The sequence below is a fragment of the Paracoccus sediminis genome, assembly GCF_900188295.1.
Lineage (GTDB): Bacteria > Pseudomonadota > Alphaproteobacteria > Rhodobacterales > Rhodobacteraceae > Paracoccus > Paracoccus sediminis.
In genome coordinates, this window is sequence record NZ_FZNM01000003.1 from 259,896 (window position 1) to 275,842 (window position 15,947).

General features: G+C 67.4%; 14 protein-coding genes. 4 read left to right on the plus strand and 10 right to left on the minus strand.

The genetic code is table 11. The annotated features are described in order from the left end of the window. Positions 1-178: 178 nt before the first annotated feature. The 8 genes from CHB77_RS06725 to cls all read right to left on the minus strand — a co-directional run bounded on the left by CHB77_RS06725 (position 179) and on the right by cls (position 9,180). Positions 179-2,338, minus strand: coding sequence for a malate synthase G (locus CHB77_RS06725; RefSeq protein WP_089387407.1), 2,160 nt, complete (start codon positions 2,336-2,338; stop codon positions 179-181). Between the two features lie 120 nt (positions 2,339-2,458). Continuing rightward, positions 2,459-3,691, minus strand: coding sequence for an AI-2E family transporter (locus CHB77_RS06730; RefSeq protein WP_089387408.1), 1,233 nt, complete (start codon positions 3,689-3,691; stop codon positions 2,459-2,461). Between the two features lie 105 nt (positions 3,692-3,796). Then, the gene (locus tag CHB77_RS06735; protein WP_089387409.1) at positions 3,797-5,023 is read right to left on the minus strand and encodes a saccharopine dehydrogenase family protein; all 1,227 of its coding nucleotides are present in this window, start codon (positions 5,021-5,023) and stop codon (positions 3,797-3,799) included. A gap of 34 nt (positions 5,024-5,057) precedes the next feature. Further along, positions 5,058-6,158, minus strand: coding sequence for a carboxynorspermidine decarboxylase (gene nspC / locus CHB77_RS06740; RefSeq protein ID WP_089387410.1), 1,101 nt, complete (start codon positions 6,156-6,158; stop codon positions 5,058-5,060). A gap of 89 nt (positions 6,159-6,247) precedes the next feature. Then, entirely contained in the window at positions 6,248-6,631 is a 384-nt protein-coding gene (locus tag CHB77_RS06745) for a hypothetical protein (RefSeq protein WP_089387411.1), read from the minus strand. A gap of 2 nt (positions 6,632-6,633) precedes the next feature. Beyond that, positions 6,634-7,404, minus strand: a complete 771-nt coding sequence (locus CHB77_RS06750) for a DUF6478 family protein (protein WP_089387412.1) — start codon at positions 7,402-7,404, stop codon at positions 6,634-6,636. Between the two features lie 60 nt (positions 7,405-7,464). Next, positions 7,465-7,743 carry a 4a-hydroxytetrahydrobiopterin dehydratase gene (locus CHB77_RS06755; RefSeq protein WP_089387413.1) on the minus strand — a complete coding sequence of 93 codons (279 nt, stop codon included), beginning with the start codon at positions 7,741-7,743 and terminating at the stop codon, positions 7,465-7,467. A gap of 9 nt (positions 7,744-7,752) precedes the next feature. Further along, complete coding sequence (gene cls / locus CHB77_RS06760; protein ID WP_089387414.1) at positions 7,753-9,180, minus strand: cardiolipin synthase; 1,428 nt, start codon at positions 9,178-9,180, stop codon at positions 7,753-7,755. Positions 9,181-9,271: 91 nt separating this feature from the next. Here cls and accD point away from each other — a divergent pair, with 91 nt between their 5' ends. Further along, entirely contained in the window at positions 9,272-10,207 is a 936-nt protein-coding gene (accD, locus tag CHB77_RS06765; RefSeq protein WP_089387415.1) for an acetyl-CoA carboxylase, carboxyltransferase subunit beta, read from the plus strand. A 63-nt stretch (positions 10,208-10,270) separates the two neighbouring features. Next, positions 10,271-11,542 carry a bifunctional folylpolyglutamate synthase/dihydrofolate synthase gene (locus CHB77_RS06770; RefSeq protein ID WP_089387416.1) on the plus strand — a complete coding sequence of 424 codons (1,272 nt, stop codon included), beginning with the start codon at positions 10,271-10,273 and terminating at the stop codon, positions 11,540-11,542. A gap of 9 nt (positions 11,543-11,551) precedes the next feature. On the opposite strand, the gene zapE is transcribed toward CHB77_RS06770, so the two are convergent. Then, the gene (gene zapE, locus CHB77_RS06775) at positions 11,552-12,643 is read right to left on the minus strand and encodes a cell division protein ZapE (protein ID WP_089387417.1); all 1,092 of its coding nucleotides are present in this window, start codon (positions 12,641-12,643) and stop codon (positions 11,552-11,554) included. 103 nt (positions 12,644-12,746) lie between these two features. On the opposite strand from zapE, the gene CHB77_RS06780 reads away from it, so the two are divergent. Both CHB77_RS06780 and CHB77_RS06785 read left to right on the plus strand, forming a co-directional pair. Then, positions 12,747-13,397, plus strand: a complete 651-nt coding sequence (locus CHB77_RS06780) for a 5'-methylthioadenosine/S-adenosylhomocysteine nucleosidase (RefSeq protein WP_089387418.1) — start codon at positions 12,747-12,749, stop codon at positions 13,395-13,397. A gap of 51 nt (positions 13,398-13,448) precedes the next feature. Continuing rightward, entirely contained in the window at positions 13,449-15,245 is a 1,797-nt protein-coding gene (locus CHB77_RS06785) for an ABC transporter transmembrane domain-containing protein (RefSeq protein WP_089387419.1), read from the plus strand. On the opposite strand, the gene CHB77_RS06790 is transcribed toward CHB77_RS06785, so the two are convergent. Continuing rightward, positions 15,246-15,782, minus strand: coding sequence for a CAP domain-containing protein (locus tag CHB77_RS06790; protein WP_089387615.1), 537 nt, complete (start codon positions 15,780-15,782; stop codon positions 15,246-15,248). Positions 15,783-15,947: the final 165 nt, after the last annotated feature.

Here is a 15,947-nt window from a genome sequence, read left to right on the forward strand (position 1 = left end):
CTGTCATTCTTTGGCCGGATCGGCTTTGACTGCCCGGAATATACCGGCCCGGACCATGGGAAACGCCGGAACGGGATCGCGCGCCCAGGTGGCGGGGCCGAGATCCGGCCTGCCCGCGCCAACGGCGAACGGCAGGCGCAATCGCCCTGCGGACGGCGACGGCCTTTGCGCTGGCGACCTATCCCCGCAGCGCCTTGGCCTGCCTGCGCCGGGCGTGCAGCGCGGGTTCGGTATAACCCGACGGCTGGGTCGTCCCCGTCAGCACCAGGTCGCGCGCGGCCTGAAACGCCGGGCCGTCGAAACCGGGGGCCATTGGGACATACGCCGGGTCGCCCGCGTTCTGGGCATCGACCTTCACCGCCATGCGGCGCAGGGCATCCTCGACCCCGTCGCGGCTGACAAGACCCTGTTCCAGCCAGTTGGCCAACAGCTGGGCGCTGATCCGGCAGGTGGCGCGATCCTCCATCATTGGCACATCGTCGATGTCGGGCACCTTGGAACAACCGATGCCCTGGTCCACCCAGCGCACGACATAGCCGAGGATCCCTTGGGCGCTGTTGTCCACCTCGCGCCGGATCTCGTCGGGCGACAGCGGCGTGTCGCCGACCAGGGCCGGGGTCAGCAGCGCGTCCAGATCCGGGATCGGCCGACCTGCCAGTTCGTCCTGCCGCGCCGCCACGTCGACCGTGTGGTAATGCAGCGCGTGCAGGGTCGCAGCCGTGGGACTGGGCACCCAGGCCGTGTTGGCGCCCGATTGCGGATGGCCGATCTTGGTGTGCAGCATGTCCGCCAGCGCATCGGGTTTCGCCCACATGCCCTTGCCGATCTGCGCCCGCCCGCGCAGCCCGCAGGCCAGCCCGATCAGGACGTTGCGATCCTCATAAGCCGTCAACCAGCCCGATTTGCGCGTCGCGTCGCGCCCGGCAAAGGCGCCCGCCTGCATCGAGGTGTGGATCTCGTCCCCCGTGCGGTCCAGAAAGCCCGTGTTGATGAAGAACACCCGGTTGCGGATCGCATGGATGGTGGCGGCCAGATTGGCGCTGGTGCGCCGCTCCTCGTCCATCAGGCCCAGCTTGACGGTGTTGGGGGCCAGGCCCAGGATGTTCTCGACGCGGGCAAAGGTGCGGTCGGCAAAGGCCGCCTCGTCCGGGCCGTGCATCTTGGGCTTGACGACATAGATCGCTCCGACGCGGCTGTTTCTTGGGCCGTCGGTCTTGTTCAGGTCGTGCATGGCGCAGGCGACCGTGACCATCGCGTCCATCAGCCCTTCGGGCGTGTCCTGCCCGTCCAGCCGCACGGCGTCCGTGGTCATCAGCAGGCCCACGTTGCGCACCAGCAGCAGCGCGCGGCCCGGCAGGGTAAGGATGCTGCCATCGGGACGGGTGATTTCGCGGTCGGGGTTCAGGCGGCGGGTCAGGGTCTTGCCGCCCTTGTCGAAGGTATCGACCAGATCGCCCTTCATCAGCCCCAGCCAGTTGGCATAGACAGCCACCTTGTCTTCGGCGTCCACCGCCGCCACGCTGTCCTCGCAATCCTGGATCGCGGTCAGGGCGGCCTCGACGATCACGTCGCGCAAGCCCGAAGCGGATGCGGCGCCGATGGGATGGTCGGGGTTGATGACCAGTTCGACATGCAGCCCGTGGTGGCGCAGCACCAGGGCGGTATCGGCCCCGTCCACACGGCGGCCGACAAAGGCGGACGGATCGCGCAGCGCGACCTCGGACCATTCCAGGGTGGCCTTCAGGCCCTCTGCGTCGGCCAGGTAGCCCGACACGTCGGCGTGGCTGCCGGCGGTCAGGGGAAAGGTTTCGTCCAGGAACTGCGCGGCGCGCGCCACCACCGCGTCGCGCCGGGCCGGGTCAAGACCGCCGCCGGCCGGGGGCGGTCCCAGCACGTCGGATCCATACAGCGCGTCGTACAACGACCCCCACCGCGCATTCGCGGCGTTCAGCGCGAACCGGGCGTTGCTGACCGGCACGACCAGTTGCGGACCGGCAACCTGCGCGATTTCCGGGTCGATCCGGCCGTTGTCAATCTGAAAAGGCGCCGGTTCGGGGACCAGATAGCCGATGTCGGCCAGAAAGGCACGATAGGCCGCCACGTCCCAGGGCTGGTTGCCGCGCGCCTTGTGCCAGGCATCGATCCGGTCCTGCAAGTCGGCGCGACGGTCCAGCAGGGCACGATTCTCGGGGGCGCAATCGGCCAGCAATCCGGCATAGCCCGACCAGAAGGCATCGGGATCGACGCCCGTGCCGGGCAGAACACGCGCCTCCACGAACGCGGCCAGTTCCTCGGCCACGTCAATACCATGCCTCTTGGTGTAACGGGTCTGGGCCATGCTGCATCTCCTTGGCTGGGGCGGCGGTATACCATCGCGCACTTTTGCACCCCTTACGTCAAAGGCAGCGCGTTTCCAAGACCGGGTGGAATGGTTTTCCGTTGGGAAAGGCGCGGCCTGTCACGGCTGGGGCTTTTCCTCGACCACTCCGGCCGTGGCATGGCGAGCGGCTTCCTCGTCCTCGGCCGTTGCCCCGGCTTCCACGATGTCGCGGGCCTCTTCCTCGTCCTCGTCCTCGATGGCCGGGGGTTCTTCGCCTGCCAGGAAGTTGCCGAACTTTTCCCAGCCGGGAACGTATTCGGCCAGCACGCGCAGCACCACCAGCACCGGCACGGCGATAATCATGCCGATCACCGACCACAGCCAGGCCCACAACGCCACGGCCAGAAACACGACCACCGCGTTCATCTGCAACCGGCGCGACACGAAATAGGGGGTGATGACCTGCCCTTCTAGCGAGGTCATCAGCATATAGCTTCCCGCGACCATCATCGGCCAGAAGATGCCCGGCATGACCACCAGGGCCACGATGCCCGACAGGATCACGCCCGCGATGGCGCCCAGATAGGGAATGAAGTTCAGGATGAACGCCCCGATGCCGAACACCAGGGCGCCGGGCATTCCCCAGGCATACATGGCAAGGCCCACCGCCAGGCCAAGGCCCGCGTTGATGATGGCGATTGCGCCCAGATAATTGCCCAGCGAATCCTCGATCTGGCGCAAGGCCAGATAAGCGTTCCGCTTGTCGCGCATCGAATCGAAGCTTTGCACGATCTTGAGATACAGCAGATCCCCCGAGGCCAGCATGAAGAACAGCAGAAACAGCGTGAAGATCACCTGCCCGACAATGGCCGGGGTGAACTTCATCAGCGACGTCAGCGGGCTGTCGCTGGCCTGTTCGACCTTGATGGTGGAGGGGGCATCGTCGTCATCGGCCGTCTGGACCTGTTCGATCTGTTCGGCGGCCTCTTGCAGTTCGTCAAAGGATTCGCGCAGTTCGCTGAACTTCTGTTCCAGGCGAAACTGGATCGTCGGCAGGTTCTGCGCGGCCTGACTGATCGGACCGCTGGCGCCCAAGCCGATCAGGGCCACCGCCACCACCAGCCCCAGCGTGACCCCCGTTGCCGTCAGCGCGTCGGGAAGGCCGCGCCGCCGGGCCAGCCGGCGCAAGGGGGTGAAGACAAAGAACAGCAGCACCGCCAAGGTCACGGGCATCAGGAAATCGCGCCCGGCGGCAATGGCCGCAAAGGCCAGGATCAGGAAGATTCCGATAACCGCCCAGTTCGCCGCCCGTCCGCTGGCACCGCTGCCGTCGGACCGGAAGCGCGGAAAACTGTAATGCTTTTCAACCACGGCCTGCCTGTCCCCCGCACCGTCCCTGCGCAGGTTCCGAACGCAAACGGCGACCCGGCTGTTCCGGGCCGCCGTCCGATGGCACGAATGCGCAGCGGTCGCGGGTCAGATCGGGTGGTCGCCGTCCGCGTCGATCGCGCGGGTGGGCAGGCCCATGTCCCCGAGCAGTTCAAGGAAGGGGCGGGCAGGCAGATCCTCGACATTGGCCATCTTGCGCACGTCCCAGGTGCCGCGCGCGACCAGGATCGCCGCCGCGACCGGGGGCACGCCCGCGGTATAGCTGATGCCCTGGCTGCCGACATCCTCGAAGGCCTCGCGATGGTCGGCGACATTGTAGAGGAAGACCTCGCCCGCCTTGCCGTCCAGGCTGCCTTTGACCAGATCGCCGATGCAGGTCTTGCCGGTGTAATCGGGGGCAAGGCTGGCGGGGTCCGGCAGCACGGCCTTGACGACCTTCAGGGGCACGACCTCTTGCCCCTCGGCGGTCCGGACCGGCTGTTCGGACAGCAGGCCCAGATTTTGCAGGACCGTAAAGACGTTGATGTAATGATCGCCGAAGCCCATCCAGAACCGGACATCGGCGTCCTTGTAGCGGACCGACAGGCTGTGGACCTCGTCGTGGCCGGACAGATAGGCCTTCTGCTTGCCCACGACGGGCAGATCCCATTCGCGGCCGACCTCGAACATCCGGTTTTCGCGCCATTCCCCGCCCTGCCAGGAATAGACCGTGCCGGTGAATTCGCGGAAGTTGATCTCGGGGTCGAAGTTGGTGGCGAAATACCGGCCATGGGAACCGGCATTGATGTCCACGATGTCGATGCCGTCGATCCGGTCGAAATACTCGTCTTCGGCCAGCCGGGCATAGGCGTTGACCACGCCCGGATCGAAACCCGCGCCCAGGATCGCGGTGATCCCGGCCCGTTCGACATCCTCGCGCCGCTTCCATTCGTAGTTGCCGTACCAGGGCGGCGTTTCGCAGATCTTTGCCGGATCCTCATGGATGGCCGTGTCGATATAGGCGGCGCCCGCGCGGATGCAGCCCTCCAGCACGGTCATGTTGATGAAAGCCGTGCCGACGTTGATGACGATGCCCGCATCGACCTTGCGGATCAGCGCCTCGACCTCATCGGGGTTCATCGCGTCCAGGGCGTGACTGGCGAAGGGCATGTCGTGGCCCTTGTCGCGCAGGGTCTGGACGATCGCGTCGGCCTTGGACCGGGTGCGGTTGGCGATGTGCAGGTCGCCGAATTCGGCCGCCCATTGCGCCGCCTTGTGCGCCACGACGTGCGCGACGCCACCCGCGCCGATGATGAGGACGTTCTTCTTGGGCAATTACGGATCCTTTCCGGGGTTGCAGAGAGGTGCCTCAGGACAGGCTGGATTTGTAGTCGTCATAGGAGAAGTCGCGGACGGTGCGAATGGTGCCGTCGTCGTCCCGGATCGCGATGGCCGGCATGGCGACGCCGTTGAACCAGTTCTTCTTGACCATGGTATAGCCCGCCGCGTCGGCGATGCTGATCCGGTCTCCGATTTGCAGCGGCTGCGGGAACCGCGCGTCCCCGAAGATGTCGCCCGCAAGGCAGGTCTTGCCCGCGATCTGGTATTCGTGCGCGCCATCCTGCGGCAGCTTGGCGGTTTCGCGATAGATCAGCAGATCCAGCATGTGCGCCTCGATGCTGCTGTCCACGATAGCGACCTTTTTGCCGTTATCGATGATGTCCAGCACGCTCACCTCCAGCGTGGTGGTTCCGGTGATGCTGGCCTCGCCCGGTTCCAGATAGGCCTGCACCCCGAAACGGTCCTGGAACGCCTTGAGCCGGTCGGCCAGCCTGTCGACGGGATAGCCTTCGCCGGTGAAATGGATGCCGCCGCCCAGGGAAACCCAGTCCAGACGCTTCAGGATGTCGCCGAATTCCGTCTCGATCCGGGTCAGCTGGCTGTCGAACAGGTCGAAGTCGCGGTTCTCGCAGTTGTAGTGGATCATCACGCCGCTGATGCGGTCCATCGCGGATTCCAGCCGGTCGCGGTCCCATTCGCCCAGGCGGCTGAAGGGCCGCGCCGGATCCGCCAGATCGAAGCCGCTGGTGGAAAAGCGCGGGTTCAGGCGCAGGCCGGTGGTGATGCCCCTGGCCTTGTCTCCGAACCGGTCAAGCTGGGACAGGCTGTTGAAGATGATCTTGTCGGCATAGCCCACCGCCTCGTCGATCTCGTGATCCGCCCAGGCCACCGAATAGGCATGGGTTTCCTTGCCGAATGTTTCATGCCCCAGCCGCAGTTCATAGAGCGACGACGAGGTGGTGCCGTCCATATAGTCGCGCATCAGGTCGAACACCGACCATGTGGCAAAGCATTTCAGCGCCAGCAGAGCCCTGGCCCCCGACGCCTCGCGCAGATGCGCGACCTTTTCCATGTTGCGGCGCAGGGCCGCCGCGTCGATCAGGTAAAAGGGCGTCTGAAGTCCGGCCATGCGAAACCTTTGAGGGCAAAAGCGAAAGGGCCGATATAGACACGGCAGGGGCTTTTCGCAAGAAAGCGTGACGGGCCGATGACGGCGGCTCAGCCACCCGCGGCAAGGCGGCGGAATTCGCGTTTCAGCAGATCCAGTTCGGCGCGAAGCTGCGCCACCTCGGCCAGCAGGTCGTCGCCCGCGACAGCGCCCGCGATCAGCGCCAGGCTGGACAGCACCTGCGATGCGGGACCGGCGGGGTTCCCGTCGCCGTCGCTGACGACCAGCAGCAGGGCGTGCAGGCCGGTGTCGATGACGGCTGCCGGAAGATCCGCCGCGACCAACCAGACGCCGGGACCGGCATCGCGCAGCGCGGCCCGTGCCACCACCTGCCCGCGATGGAGGACAACCAGACCGGCCGGGGGGGTATCCGATGCCAGTGCCCCGATCCAGCATCCTGCCGCGACCCCGTGGCTTTCGAAACGCATCGCCATGGCTAGACCTGCGCCCGCCCGCGATGGGACAGCACCATGTCCCGCAGAACGACCGCATTCATGCGCGGCTGTTCCAGGATCACGTCCAGCCAGGCCCGTTCGATGGGGCGATGCGCCAGACCGGCATAGGCAAGGTCGAACTCGGCCCGCCGCCGCGCACCCTGGCCCGCCGCCGGTTCGCCCAGCTGGCGCAGCATGGTTTCCGTATTCGGCCCCTGGCGCAGGTTGATGCGGGCATAGACCGTGATCGGCCGTTCCGCATCCATCGCCATATCCAGATTCAGGATCCGGTCGGGACCAAGCCTGCCGATGGCCTCGGCCGGCAGATCCAGGGCCAGCGACAGGAAACTGCCGGCAAAGCCCATGATCTCGATCCCGACCGGATGGCACGCCCCCTGCCCCGGCTGCGGCCGGGTCGATTGGCGCACGATCATCGCGCGGTGCGGGCAATCGTGCCACAGGGCCGCGTCCTTGCCCAAGCGATGGCCGCTGGGGGGCGCGGCAACGGCGGGGGGGTGGATCCCGACCCGCAGCAGGTCGGGGCGCCAGTGCCATTCGGTGCCGGGGGGCAGATCGTCACGGGACACGCCCCGGTCGCGCATCGCCCAGGGGTCCGAGGCTTGCAGGAACCGCGACACATCCCGATGCAGCCTTTGCGCGCGGTCCCGCAGGGCCGGATCGACCGGGCGCGGCCTGCGATCCTGCCGGTCGGCCAGGCGCGCCCAATCGACGCGATCCCGGTTCCAGCCGATGATATCCAGCAGTCGCCCCACCCGCGCTACCCTGTTCCATGCCGGAACAGGGATAAACCGCAACCCTGGGGCGAGCAAGCGTCACGCAACCAATTCGTTCAACCGGGCTGCGCAAGCGAAATCTGCCGGTGTCAGGCCGCCCGCGTCATGGGTGGTGAACGTCACCCGGCAATAGCCCCAGCCGAAGGCGACGTCGGGGTGGTGGTTCAGCTTGTTGCCCAGCCAGGCGGCCAGATTCGCCATCTCGACCGCCTTGGCGAAACCCCTGACTTCAAAGCGGCGGCTGATCGCAGCGCCGTCCGCAGACAGATCCCAGCCGTTCAGCGTTGCCAGCCGCGATGCGATGTCGTTCCGATCCATGCCTCCCCCTCACAGCAATGGCGACGCCAGCGCCAGCAGGTTGTTGCGCAACCTGCGCAAGATGGACCAGCCGCGCACCTCCTCCAGGGTGATCTCGCGCGACCGTTCGATGTATGTCCCCTGCCGCGCATCCAGTTCGTCCACGAATTCACGGTCGAACACGGCCATATTGACCTCGTAATTCAACTCGAAGCTGCGGCGGTCCAGGTTGGCGCTGCCCACCATGCCCATGCGGCCGTCGACGGTCATGATCTTGGAATGCAGCAGCCCGCCCTGGAACAGCATGATCCGCGCGCCCGCCGACAGCAATCCGTAATAGAACCCCTGGCTGGTGGCGCCGACGACGATGGAATCGTTGCGGGCGGGCAGGATCATCGTCACCTCGACCCCACGGCGGGCGGCGGCACGGATCGCCGCGTCCAGCGCCGCGTCGGGCACGTAATAGGGCGTGGTGATCGTCACCCGGTCGCGCGCGGTGTGCAGCATTCCCGACAGGCAGTCGGAAATCGATCCCTGGCGCCGGTCCGGCCCGGTGGGAATGACCTGCGCCACCTCGCCCGGATCGGCGGCCGGATCGACAGGCAACAGCATGTCGCCCAGATCCTTGCCCGTATAGCTCATCCAGTCGCCCAGAAAGATCGACTGGAACTGCCGCACTACCGGGCCTTCGACCGACATGAGGATATCGACCCAGGGGGCGAAGCGGGGCTTGATCGCGAATGCCATGTCGGCGCAGTTGCGGCTGCCGGAAAAGGCAATGTCGTTGTCCACGACCAGGATCTTGCGGTGGTTGCGCAGATCCAGCCTGCGGAACAGGATGCTGACGAAGGGCAGACCCCAGGGAAAGGCCGTCACGCATTCGGCGCCCGCGTCCTGCATCTGTGTCCACAAGGGCGACCGGACCAGCAGCCGCGATCCCAGGGCATCGACGATCACCCGGCACTCGACGCCCCGGCCGGCGGCGCGGGCCACGGCCTCGGCGACCTTCTGGCCGGACCGATCAGGCAGCCAGATATAGAACAGGACGTGGACATGATCGCGCGCCCGGTCGATGGCGTCGATCAGCCGGTCGATGGCCTCGTCGCTTTCCTCCAGCAGGCGGATGCGGTTGCCGGTCAGGGCCGACATTCCGCCCACCGCCGCGTTCGCCGCGACCACCGGCAGCGCGTAATGCGGCGGTTCCGCGATGACCAGCGGGTTCGGAATGCGCAGGTTTGTCAGCCGGTCGCGCACGTCGGCCATGCGCTGCACCTCGGCCTGGTTCAGCCGGACCTCTCCGAACAGGACATAGGCCAGGATGCCCACCACGGGCAGCGCCTCGATGACCATGATCCAGGCCAGACGCACCGAAGGGTCCAGCCGCGGGCGGATCAGGACGCGCGCGATCAGGGCCAATGTGACCGTCGTATGCAGCATGACAAGGAACGAGGCCCACATGCCGCGCATCATTCCCGCCCGCCGCGGCAATTGCAATTCCCCCCGTCGCGGCCTATCTCGGGGGCCTGAAAACAGCCAAGGGCCGCCGCGCATGAACTGGATCACCAACTATGTCCGCCCGCGCATCAATTCGCTGTTCTCGCGCCGCGAGGTGCCCGAGAACCTGTGGACGAAATGCCCGGAATGCGGAACGATGCTGTTCCACCGCGAGCTGTCCGACAACCTGAACGTCTGCACGAACTGCGACCACCACCTGGCGATCAGCCCGCGCGACCGCTTTGCCGCGCTGTTCGACGGCGGCGCCTTCCTCGAGGTCAAGGTGCCCGAACCCGTCGCCGATCCCTTGGGATTCCGCGACCAGAAGAAATACCCCGACCGGATGAAGGCCGCCCAGAAGGCCACCGGCGAAAAGGAAGCTATGCTGGTGGCCGAAGGGGACATCGGTCGCACCCCCATCGTTGCCGCCGCCCAGGACTTCAGCTTCATGGGCGGGTCGATGGGCATGTATGTGGGCAACGCCATCATCGCCGCCGCCGAACGCGCGGTCAGGACGAAACGCCCGCTGGTGCTGTTCTCCGCCGCCGGCGGCGCGCGGATGCAGGAAGGCATCCTGTCCCTGATGCAGATGCCCCGCACCACCGTCGCGGTCGAGATGCTGCGCGAGGCGGGCCTGCCCTATATCGTCGTGCTGACCCATCCGACCACGGGCGGCGTCACCGCCAGCTATGCGATGCTGGGCGACATCCAGATCGCCGAACCCAACGCGCTGATCTGCTTTGCCGGTCCGCGCGTCATCGAACAGACCATCCGCGAAAAGCTGCCCGAGGGGTTTCAGCGCGCCGAATACCTGCTGGAACACGGAATGCTGGACCGGGTGACGCACCGCAAGCGGTTGCGCGATGAACTGATCTCGATCCTGCGCCTGCTTGGGGGCCTGTCCGCGCCAACACGCGCCGACCTGCCCGCCCCCGTCGTCCAGCCAGCCCAGCCCGAACCCGCCCAGCCCGAACCTGCCCAGGCCGAATAGGCGTCTTCTTCATCCAAATATCCTCGGGGGTCCGGGGGTCCGAGACCCCCGGCGTGATCCGCCATGAACCATTCCGATGCCATCCTCGACCGCCTGATGTCGCTGCACCCCAAGGTCATCGACCTGTCGCTGGACCGGATGCAGCGCCTGCTGGCGGCCCTCGGCAACCCGGAACGCCGCATTCCCGCGGTGATCCATATCGCGGGCACCAACGGCAAGGGCAGCACCCAGGCGATGATCCGCGCAGGGTTGCAGGCAGGCGGCGCGCGGATCCATGCCTATACCTCGCCGCATCTGGCGCGGTTCCACGAACGCATCCGCCTGGCGGGCGATCTGATCGCCGAAACCGACCTTGCCGCCGCGCTGGAGGAATGCGAGGCCGCCAACGGCGGCCAGCCGATCACCTTCTTCGAGATCACCACGGCCGCCGCCTTTCTGGCCTTTTCCCGGACCCCCGCCGATTACACGTTGCTGGAGGTGGGCCTTGGCGGCAGGCTGGACGCAACCAATGTCATCGACACGCCGCGCCTCACGGTCATCACCCCGGTCAGCATCGATCACACGCAGTATCTGGGCGACACGCTGCCGCTGATCGCCGCCGAAAAGGCGGGCATCATCAAACGCGGCGTGCCGGTGATCGTCGGCCCGCAGGACGACGAGGCCCTGCGCGTGATCGAGGCCAAGGCGTCGGGCCTGACGGCGCCGGTTCTGGCCCACGGCCAGCACTGGATGATCGCGCGCGACAGGGGCGGCATGATCTATCAGGACGACCATGGCCTGTGGGATTTGCCGCTGCCAACCCTGATCGGCCCGCACCAGATTCAGAATGCGGGCACGGCGCTGGCCGCGCTGCGTCATCTGGGCGCATCCGAGGCCCAGGCCCGCGCGGCGGTGACGCAGGCCGAATGGCCCGCCCGGATGCAGCGCCTTCGCCACGGCCCGCTGGTCGATCTGGCAGGTGCGGGGGCGGAACTGTGGCTGGACGGCGGCCACAACCCGGCGGGGGGCGAGGCCCTGGCCGCGACCCTGGCCGCCATGCCGCCGCGCCCGACGCATCTGGTCTGCGGGATGCTGAACACCAAGGACGTGGCGGGCTATCTGCGTCCCCTGGCCGCCCATGCATCCAGCCTGACCGCCATCGACATTCCGGGCGAGGCGAATACCCTGCCCGCCGAAACCACCGCCGGGGTGGCGGGCAGCGTCGGCATGATCGCCATGACCGCGCCGGATGCGGGAACCGCCATCGCGGGGATCGCCCGCCGCGATCCCACGGCCCGGATCCTGATCTGCGGATCGCTGTATCTGGCAGGCCGGGTGCTGCGCGAGAACGGCTGAGGGTCAGGTTCACCGCCCCCAGTCGGCGTCCTGCATTTCCCGCAATCGGCTGGCGGTGCGCTCGAATTCGAAGCTGCCCTCGCCTTCGTTGTAAAGCTGTTCGGGCTGGTCGGCGGCGCTGGCGACCAGCCGCACCCTGGCCTCGTAAAGCGCGTCGATCAGGGTGACGAACCGCTTGGCCTCGTTGTAATTCGATGCCGACAGGCGCGGGATGGCGTCGATCATCAGCACCTTCACCGCGCGCGACAGAGCCAGGTAATCGGCCGGGCCCAGCGGCGTGCCGCACAGATCCCAGAACCCCGTCCGGCCGACGCCCGCCGCGACCTGCGGCAGATCGAAGCTGCGCCCGCCGACCGCGATCCGCTGGGGCGCGACCGCCGCGCCTTGCGTCAGTTCGTCCCAGATCCCATCCATCGCCGTTCTGGCCGCCGCGTCGGCGGGGCAGAACCAGACCTGCCCGCCCGCCGTGCGGCCCTGCCGGTGGTCGGTCTGGCTGTCCAGGCACACCACCTCCATCCGCTGCCGGATCAGGTCGATGAAGGGCAGGAACAATTGCCGGTTCAGGCCGTGCTTGTACAGATCCTCGGGCACCCGGTTCGATGTCGTGACGATGACCACGCCCTGTTCCAGCAGCACCTGGAACAGCCGCCCCACGATCATCGCGTCGGCGATGTCGGTGATCTGCATTTCATCGAAACACAGCAGCCGGACCTGTGCCGCGACCTCCAAGGCCACGGGGCGCACGGTGTCCTGGTCGCCCCGCTGCCGGGCGCGGTTCAGCCCGGCCTGGATTTCCTGCATGAATTCATGGAAATGCACGCGGCGCGCGGGCACGGTGGCGGCCTCGGCCATCAGGTCCATCAGCATGGACTTGCCGCGCCCGACCCCGCCCCACAGGTAAAGCCCGCGGGCCGCCGGGGCGGGCGGCGGGCTGCCCACGCCCAGGAAGGCACGCCAGGCCGACCGCTTTTCCGGCGCCGGCGCGACGGCGATGTCGTCCAGCACCCGGTCCAGATGCGGCAGCATGGATTGCTGCGCCGGATCGGGCCGGATCCGCCCGTCCGCCACGCGCTGCCGATAAAGATCGCTGACCTTGCCCATGGCGCGCCCTTGCCACGGATGGGCGCCAGCCCGCAAGGGTCCAGTGCTTGACCCCGCGCCGCAGCCCGTGCCACCCCTGCACCGGCAATCGACAGGAAAGCCCATGCCACCCAAGACCCCGACTCTGATCGCGGACATTCCCGTGCTGTTCGTGATGGCCGCCCGGCCCGAATACGGCCCTGCCCTGCGCGCCCGCATCGACCCCCTCATCACCGGCATCGGCCCGGTCGAGGGCGCGGTGCAACTGACCGCCGCCCTGGCGGGAATGCGCGACCTGCCCCGGCTGATCGTGTCCCTGGGATCGGCCGGTTCCGCGCGTCTGGAACAGGCCGAGGTGTATCAGGTTTCGGCGGTCGCCTATCGCGACATGGACGCATCGCCCCTGGGGTTCGAAAAGGGCCGCACGCCGCTGCTGGATTTGCCCGCCCGCGTCGATCTGCCCCACCGGATCGACGGGATCGCGGCGGCGACCCTGTCCACCGGGGGCAACATCGTCAGCGGCCCGGCCTATGACGCGATTGCCGAGGACATGGTGGACATGGAAACATTCGCCCATCTGCGCGCGGCGCAGCATTTCGGCGTCCCTCTGATCGGGCTGCGCGGCATTTCGGACGGCACGGCCGAGTTGCAGCACCTGTCGGACTGGACGCAATATCTGCACGTCATCGACGAAAGGCTGGCCCGTGCCGTGGACAGGATCGCCGAACAGATGGCCGACGGGCGCCTGGTCCCGGCCGCCCCGCGCTTGTCCTGAACCCCGCCAGCACCTAAACCCGGTTCGGCACATCCACCGGCAAGGGCAGACATGGCACGCGGCACGACGATCACCACCGACCGGCCCACCAGCAAGCGCGTGGGGGCGCTGCGGGCGCTGTGGCCGTTCGTGCGGCCCTATCGCGCGCAGATGGCGCTGGCGCTGATCGCGCTGGCGGCGACAAGCGCCATCAGTCTGATCCTGCCCTTGGCGGTGCGCCGGGTCGTGGACAATTTCGACGACGGCGCGGGCCTGCTGGACGAATATTTCGGCGCGGCCCTGGTCATCGTGGCGGCCTTGGCCCTGGGGACGGCGGCGCGGTACTACTTCGTCACGCGTCTGGGCGAACGCGTGGTGGCCGACATCCGCAAGGCGGTCTTTGCCCGCGTCGTCACCCTGTCCCCCGCCTTTTTCGAACGCGTGATGACCGGAGAGATCCTGTCACGCATCACCACCGACACCACCCTGATCCAGTCCGTGATCGGGTCGTCGCTGTCCATCGCGCTGCGCAACATGCTGATCCTGTCGGGGGGGCTGGCGATGCTGGCCTTTACCTCGGTCAAGCTGATGGGGCTGGTGCTGCTGATCGTGCCCGCGATCCTGGTGCCGATCATCGTGCTGGGCCGCCGGTTGCGCGGCCTGTCGCGCGTGGGCCAGGACTGGATCGCGGCATCCTCTGGCGCGGCGTCCGAAACCCTACTTGCCGCGCAGACCGTGCAGGCCTTCACCCATGAATCCCGCAGCATCGCCCGGTTCGACGACGTGACCGAACGATCCTTCGATGTGGCGCTGACCCGCATCCGCACGCGGGCGCTGATGACCGCCATCGTGATCTTCCTGATCTTCGCGGGCGTGATCGGCGTTTTGTGGATCGGCGCGCGCGACGTGCGCACCGGCGCGATGACGGCCGGTCAACTGGTGCAGTTCGTGATCTATGCGATCCTGGTCGCCAGCTCGACCGGGGCCTTGTCGGAAATCTGGGGCGAAGTGCAGCGCGCGGCCGGCGCGACCGAACGCCTCGGCGAACTGCTGGCGGCCGAGGACGCGCTGACCGACCCGGCGCTGCCCATCGCCCTGCCACGGCCGGTTCGCGGCCAAATCGCCCTGCGCGGCGTCGCCTTTCGTTACCCGACGCGGCCCGATGTCTCGGCCCTGGAGGGGATCGACCTGACCATCCGGCCGGGCGAGACGGTCGCCCTGGTGGGACCGTCCGGGGCGGGCAAGACCACAGTGATCCAGTTGATCCAGCGGTTCTGGGATCCGGCCGCGGGACAGGTCATGCTGGACGACATCGACCTGCGCGCCATGCGCCGCGACGATTTCCGCCAGGCCATCGCGCTTGTCCCCCAGGATCCGGTGATCTTCGCCGCCTCGGCCCTGGACAACATCCGCCTGGGCCGCCCCGACGCAAGCCCGGTCGAGGTTCAGGCCGCCGCCCGCGCCGCCCATGCCCACGATTTCATCGGCGCCCTGCCGCAGGGGTACGATACCCCGCTGGGCGAACGCGGGGTAATGCTGTCGGGCGGGCAGCGCCAGCGCATCGCGATCGCCCGCGCGATTCTGCGCGACGCCCCCGTTCTGCTGCTGGACGAGGCGACAAGCGCCCTGGACGCCGAATCCGAATCCCTGGTCCAGGCCGCTGTCGCCCGGCTGTCCGAAGGCCGCACCACGGTCGTCGTGGCCCATCGGCTGGCCACGGTGAAAAAGGCCGACCGCATCGTGGTCTTCGACGGGGGCCGCATCGTGGCGCAGGGCACCCATGACGTCCTGGTGGCCGAAGGCGGGCTTTATGCCCGGCTGGCGCGGATGCAGTTCACCGACATGGCACCCATGCCGGAACCCGCCTGATCATTTCGGCGCGGCATAGACTGCTGCCCAGAACCGGGTGCGCCCGTCCGGTCCGATCGCCTGGCCGATGCCGTAATCGCGCACCTGCGGGATCAGCATGTTGGCCCGGTGCCCTTCCGAGGCGTCCCATTCCGCCAGCACGCGTTCCTGAGAAAACGGCCCGGCCGCGATGTTTTCCGCCGTCACCATCGGCGCATAGCCCGCCGCCTTGACGCGCGGACCGGGACCGGCCGTCGCGCTGCCCTTGTGGGTCATGCGGCCCCGCTTGGCCATGTCACAGGCGTGCTGGGCCGCGACCCGCGCCAGGACCGGATCAGGACGCACCGGCGGCAGGCCCGCGCCGCTGCGCACCGCATTGGTCGCGTTGGCGGCATCGCGGTTCTGGCCGGTCGATGTCGTCATGCAGGTCGCATCGCCCGGTCCCGATACCTGCACCGCGTAAGGGTCGGCCTTGGCGCTGACCCCGGCCGGGGGTTGGGCGCATCCGGCAAGGATGCCGCAGCACAGGGCCACGCCTGAAAATCGTGTCAAGGACATCATTTCCGTTTCCCACGTTGAGGCTTTTGCATCCTACGGGTGAAAACGTAAATAAAATGACAATGCCGGGTTGTCATATCGGATCGAAACCGGACGTGCCAGAGGGAACGCATGCCGTGACGCGGCGTTTTTCGTCACATCGCGTTGAAACCATGGGAAAGGACG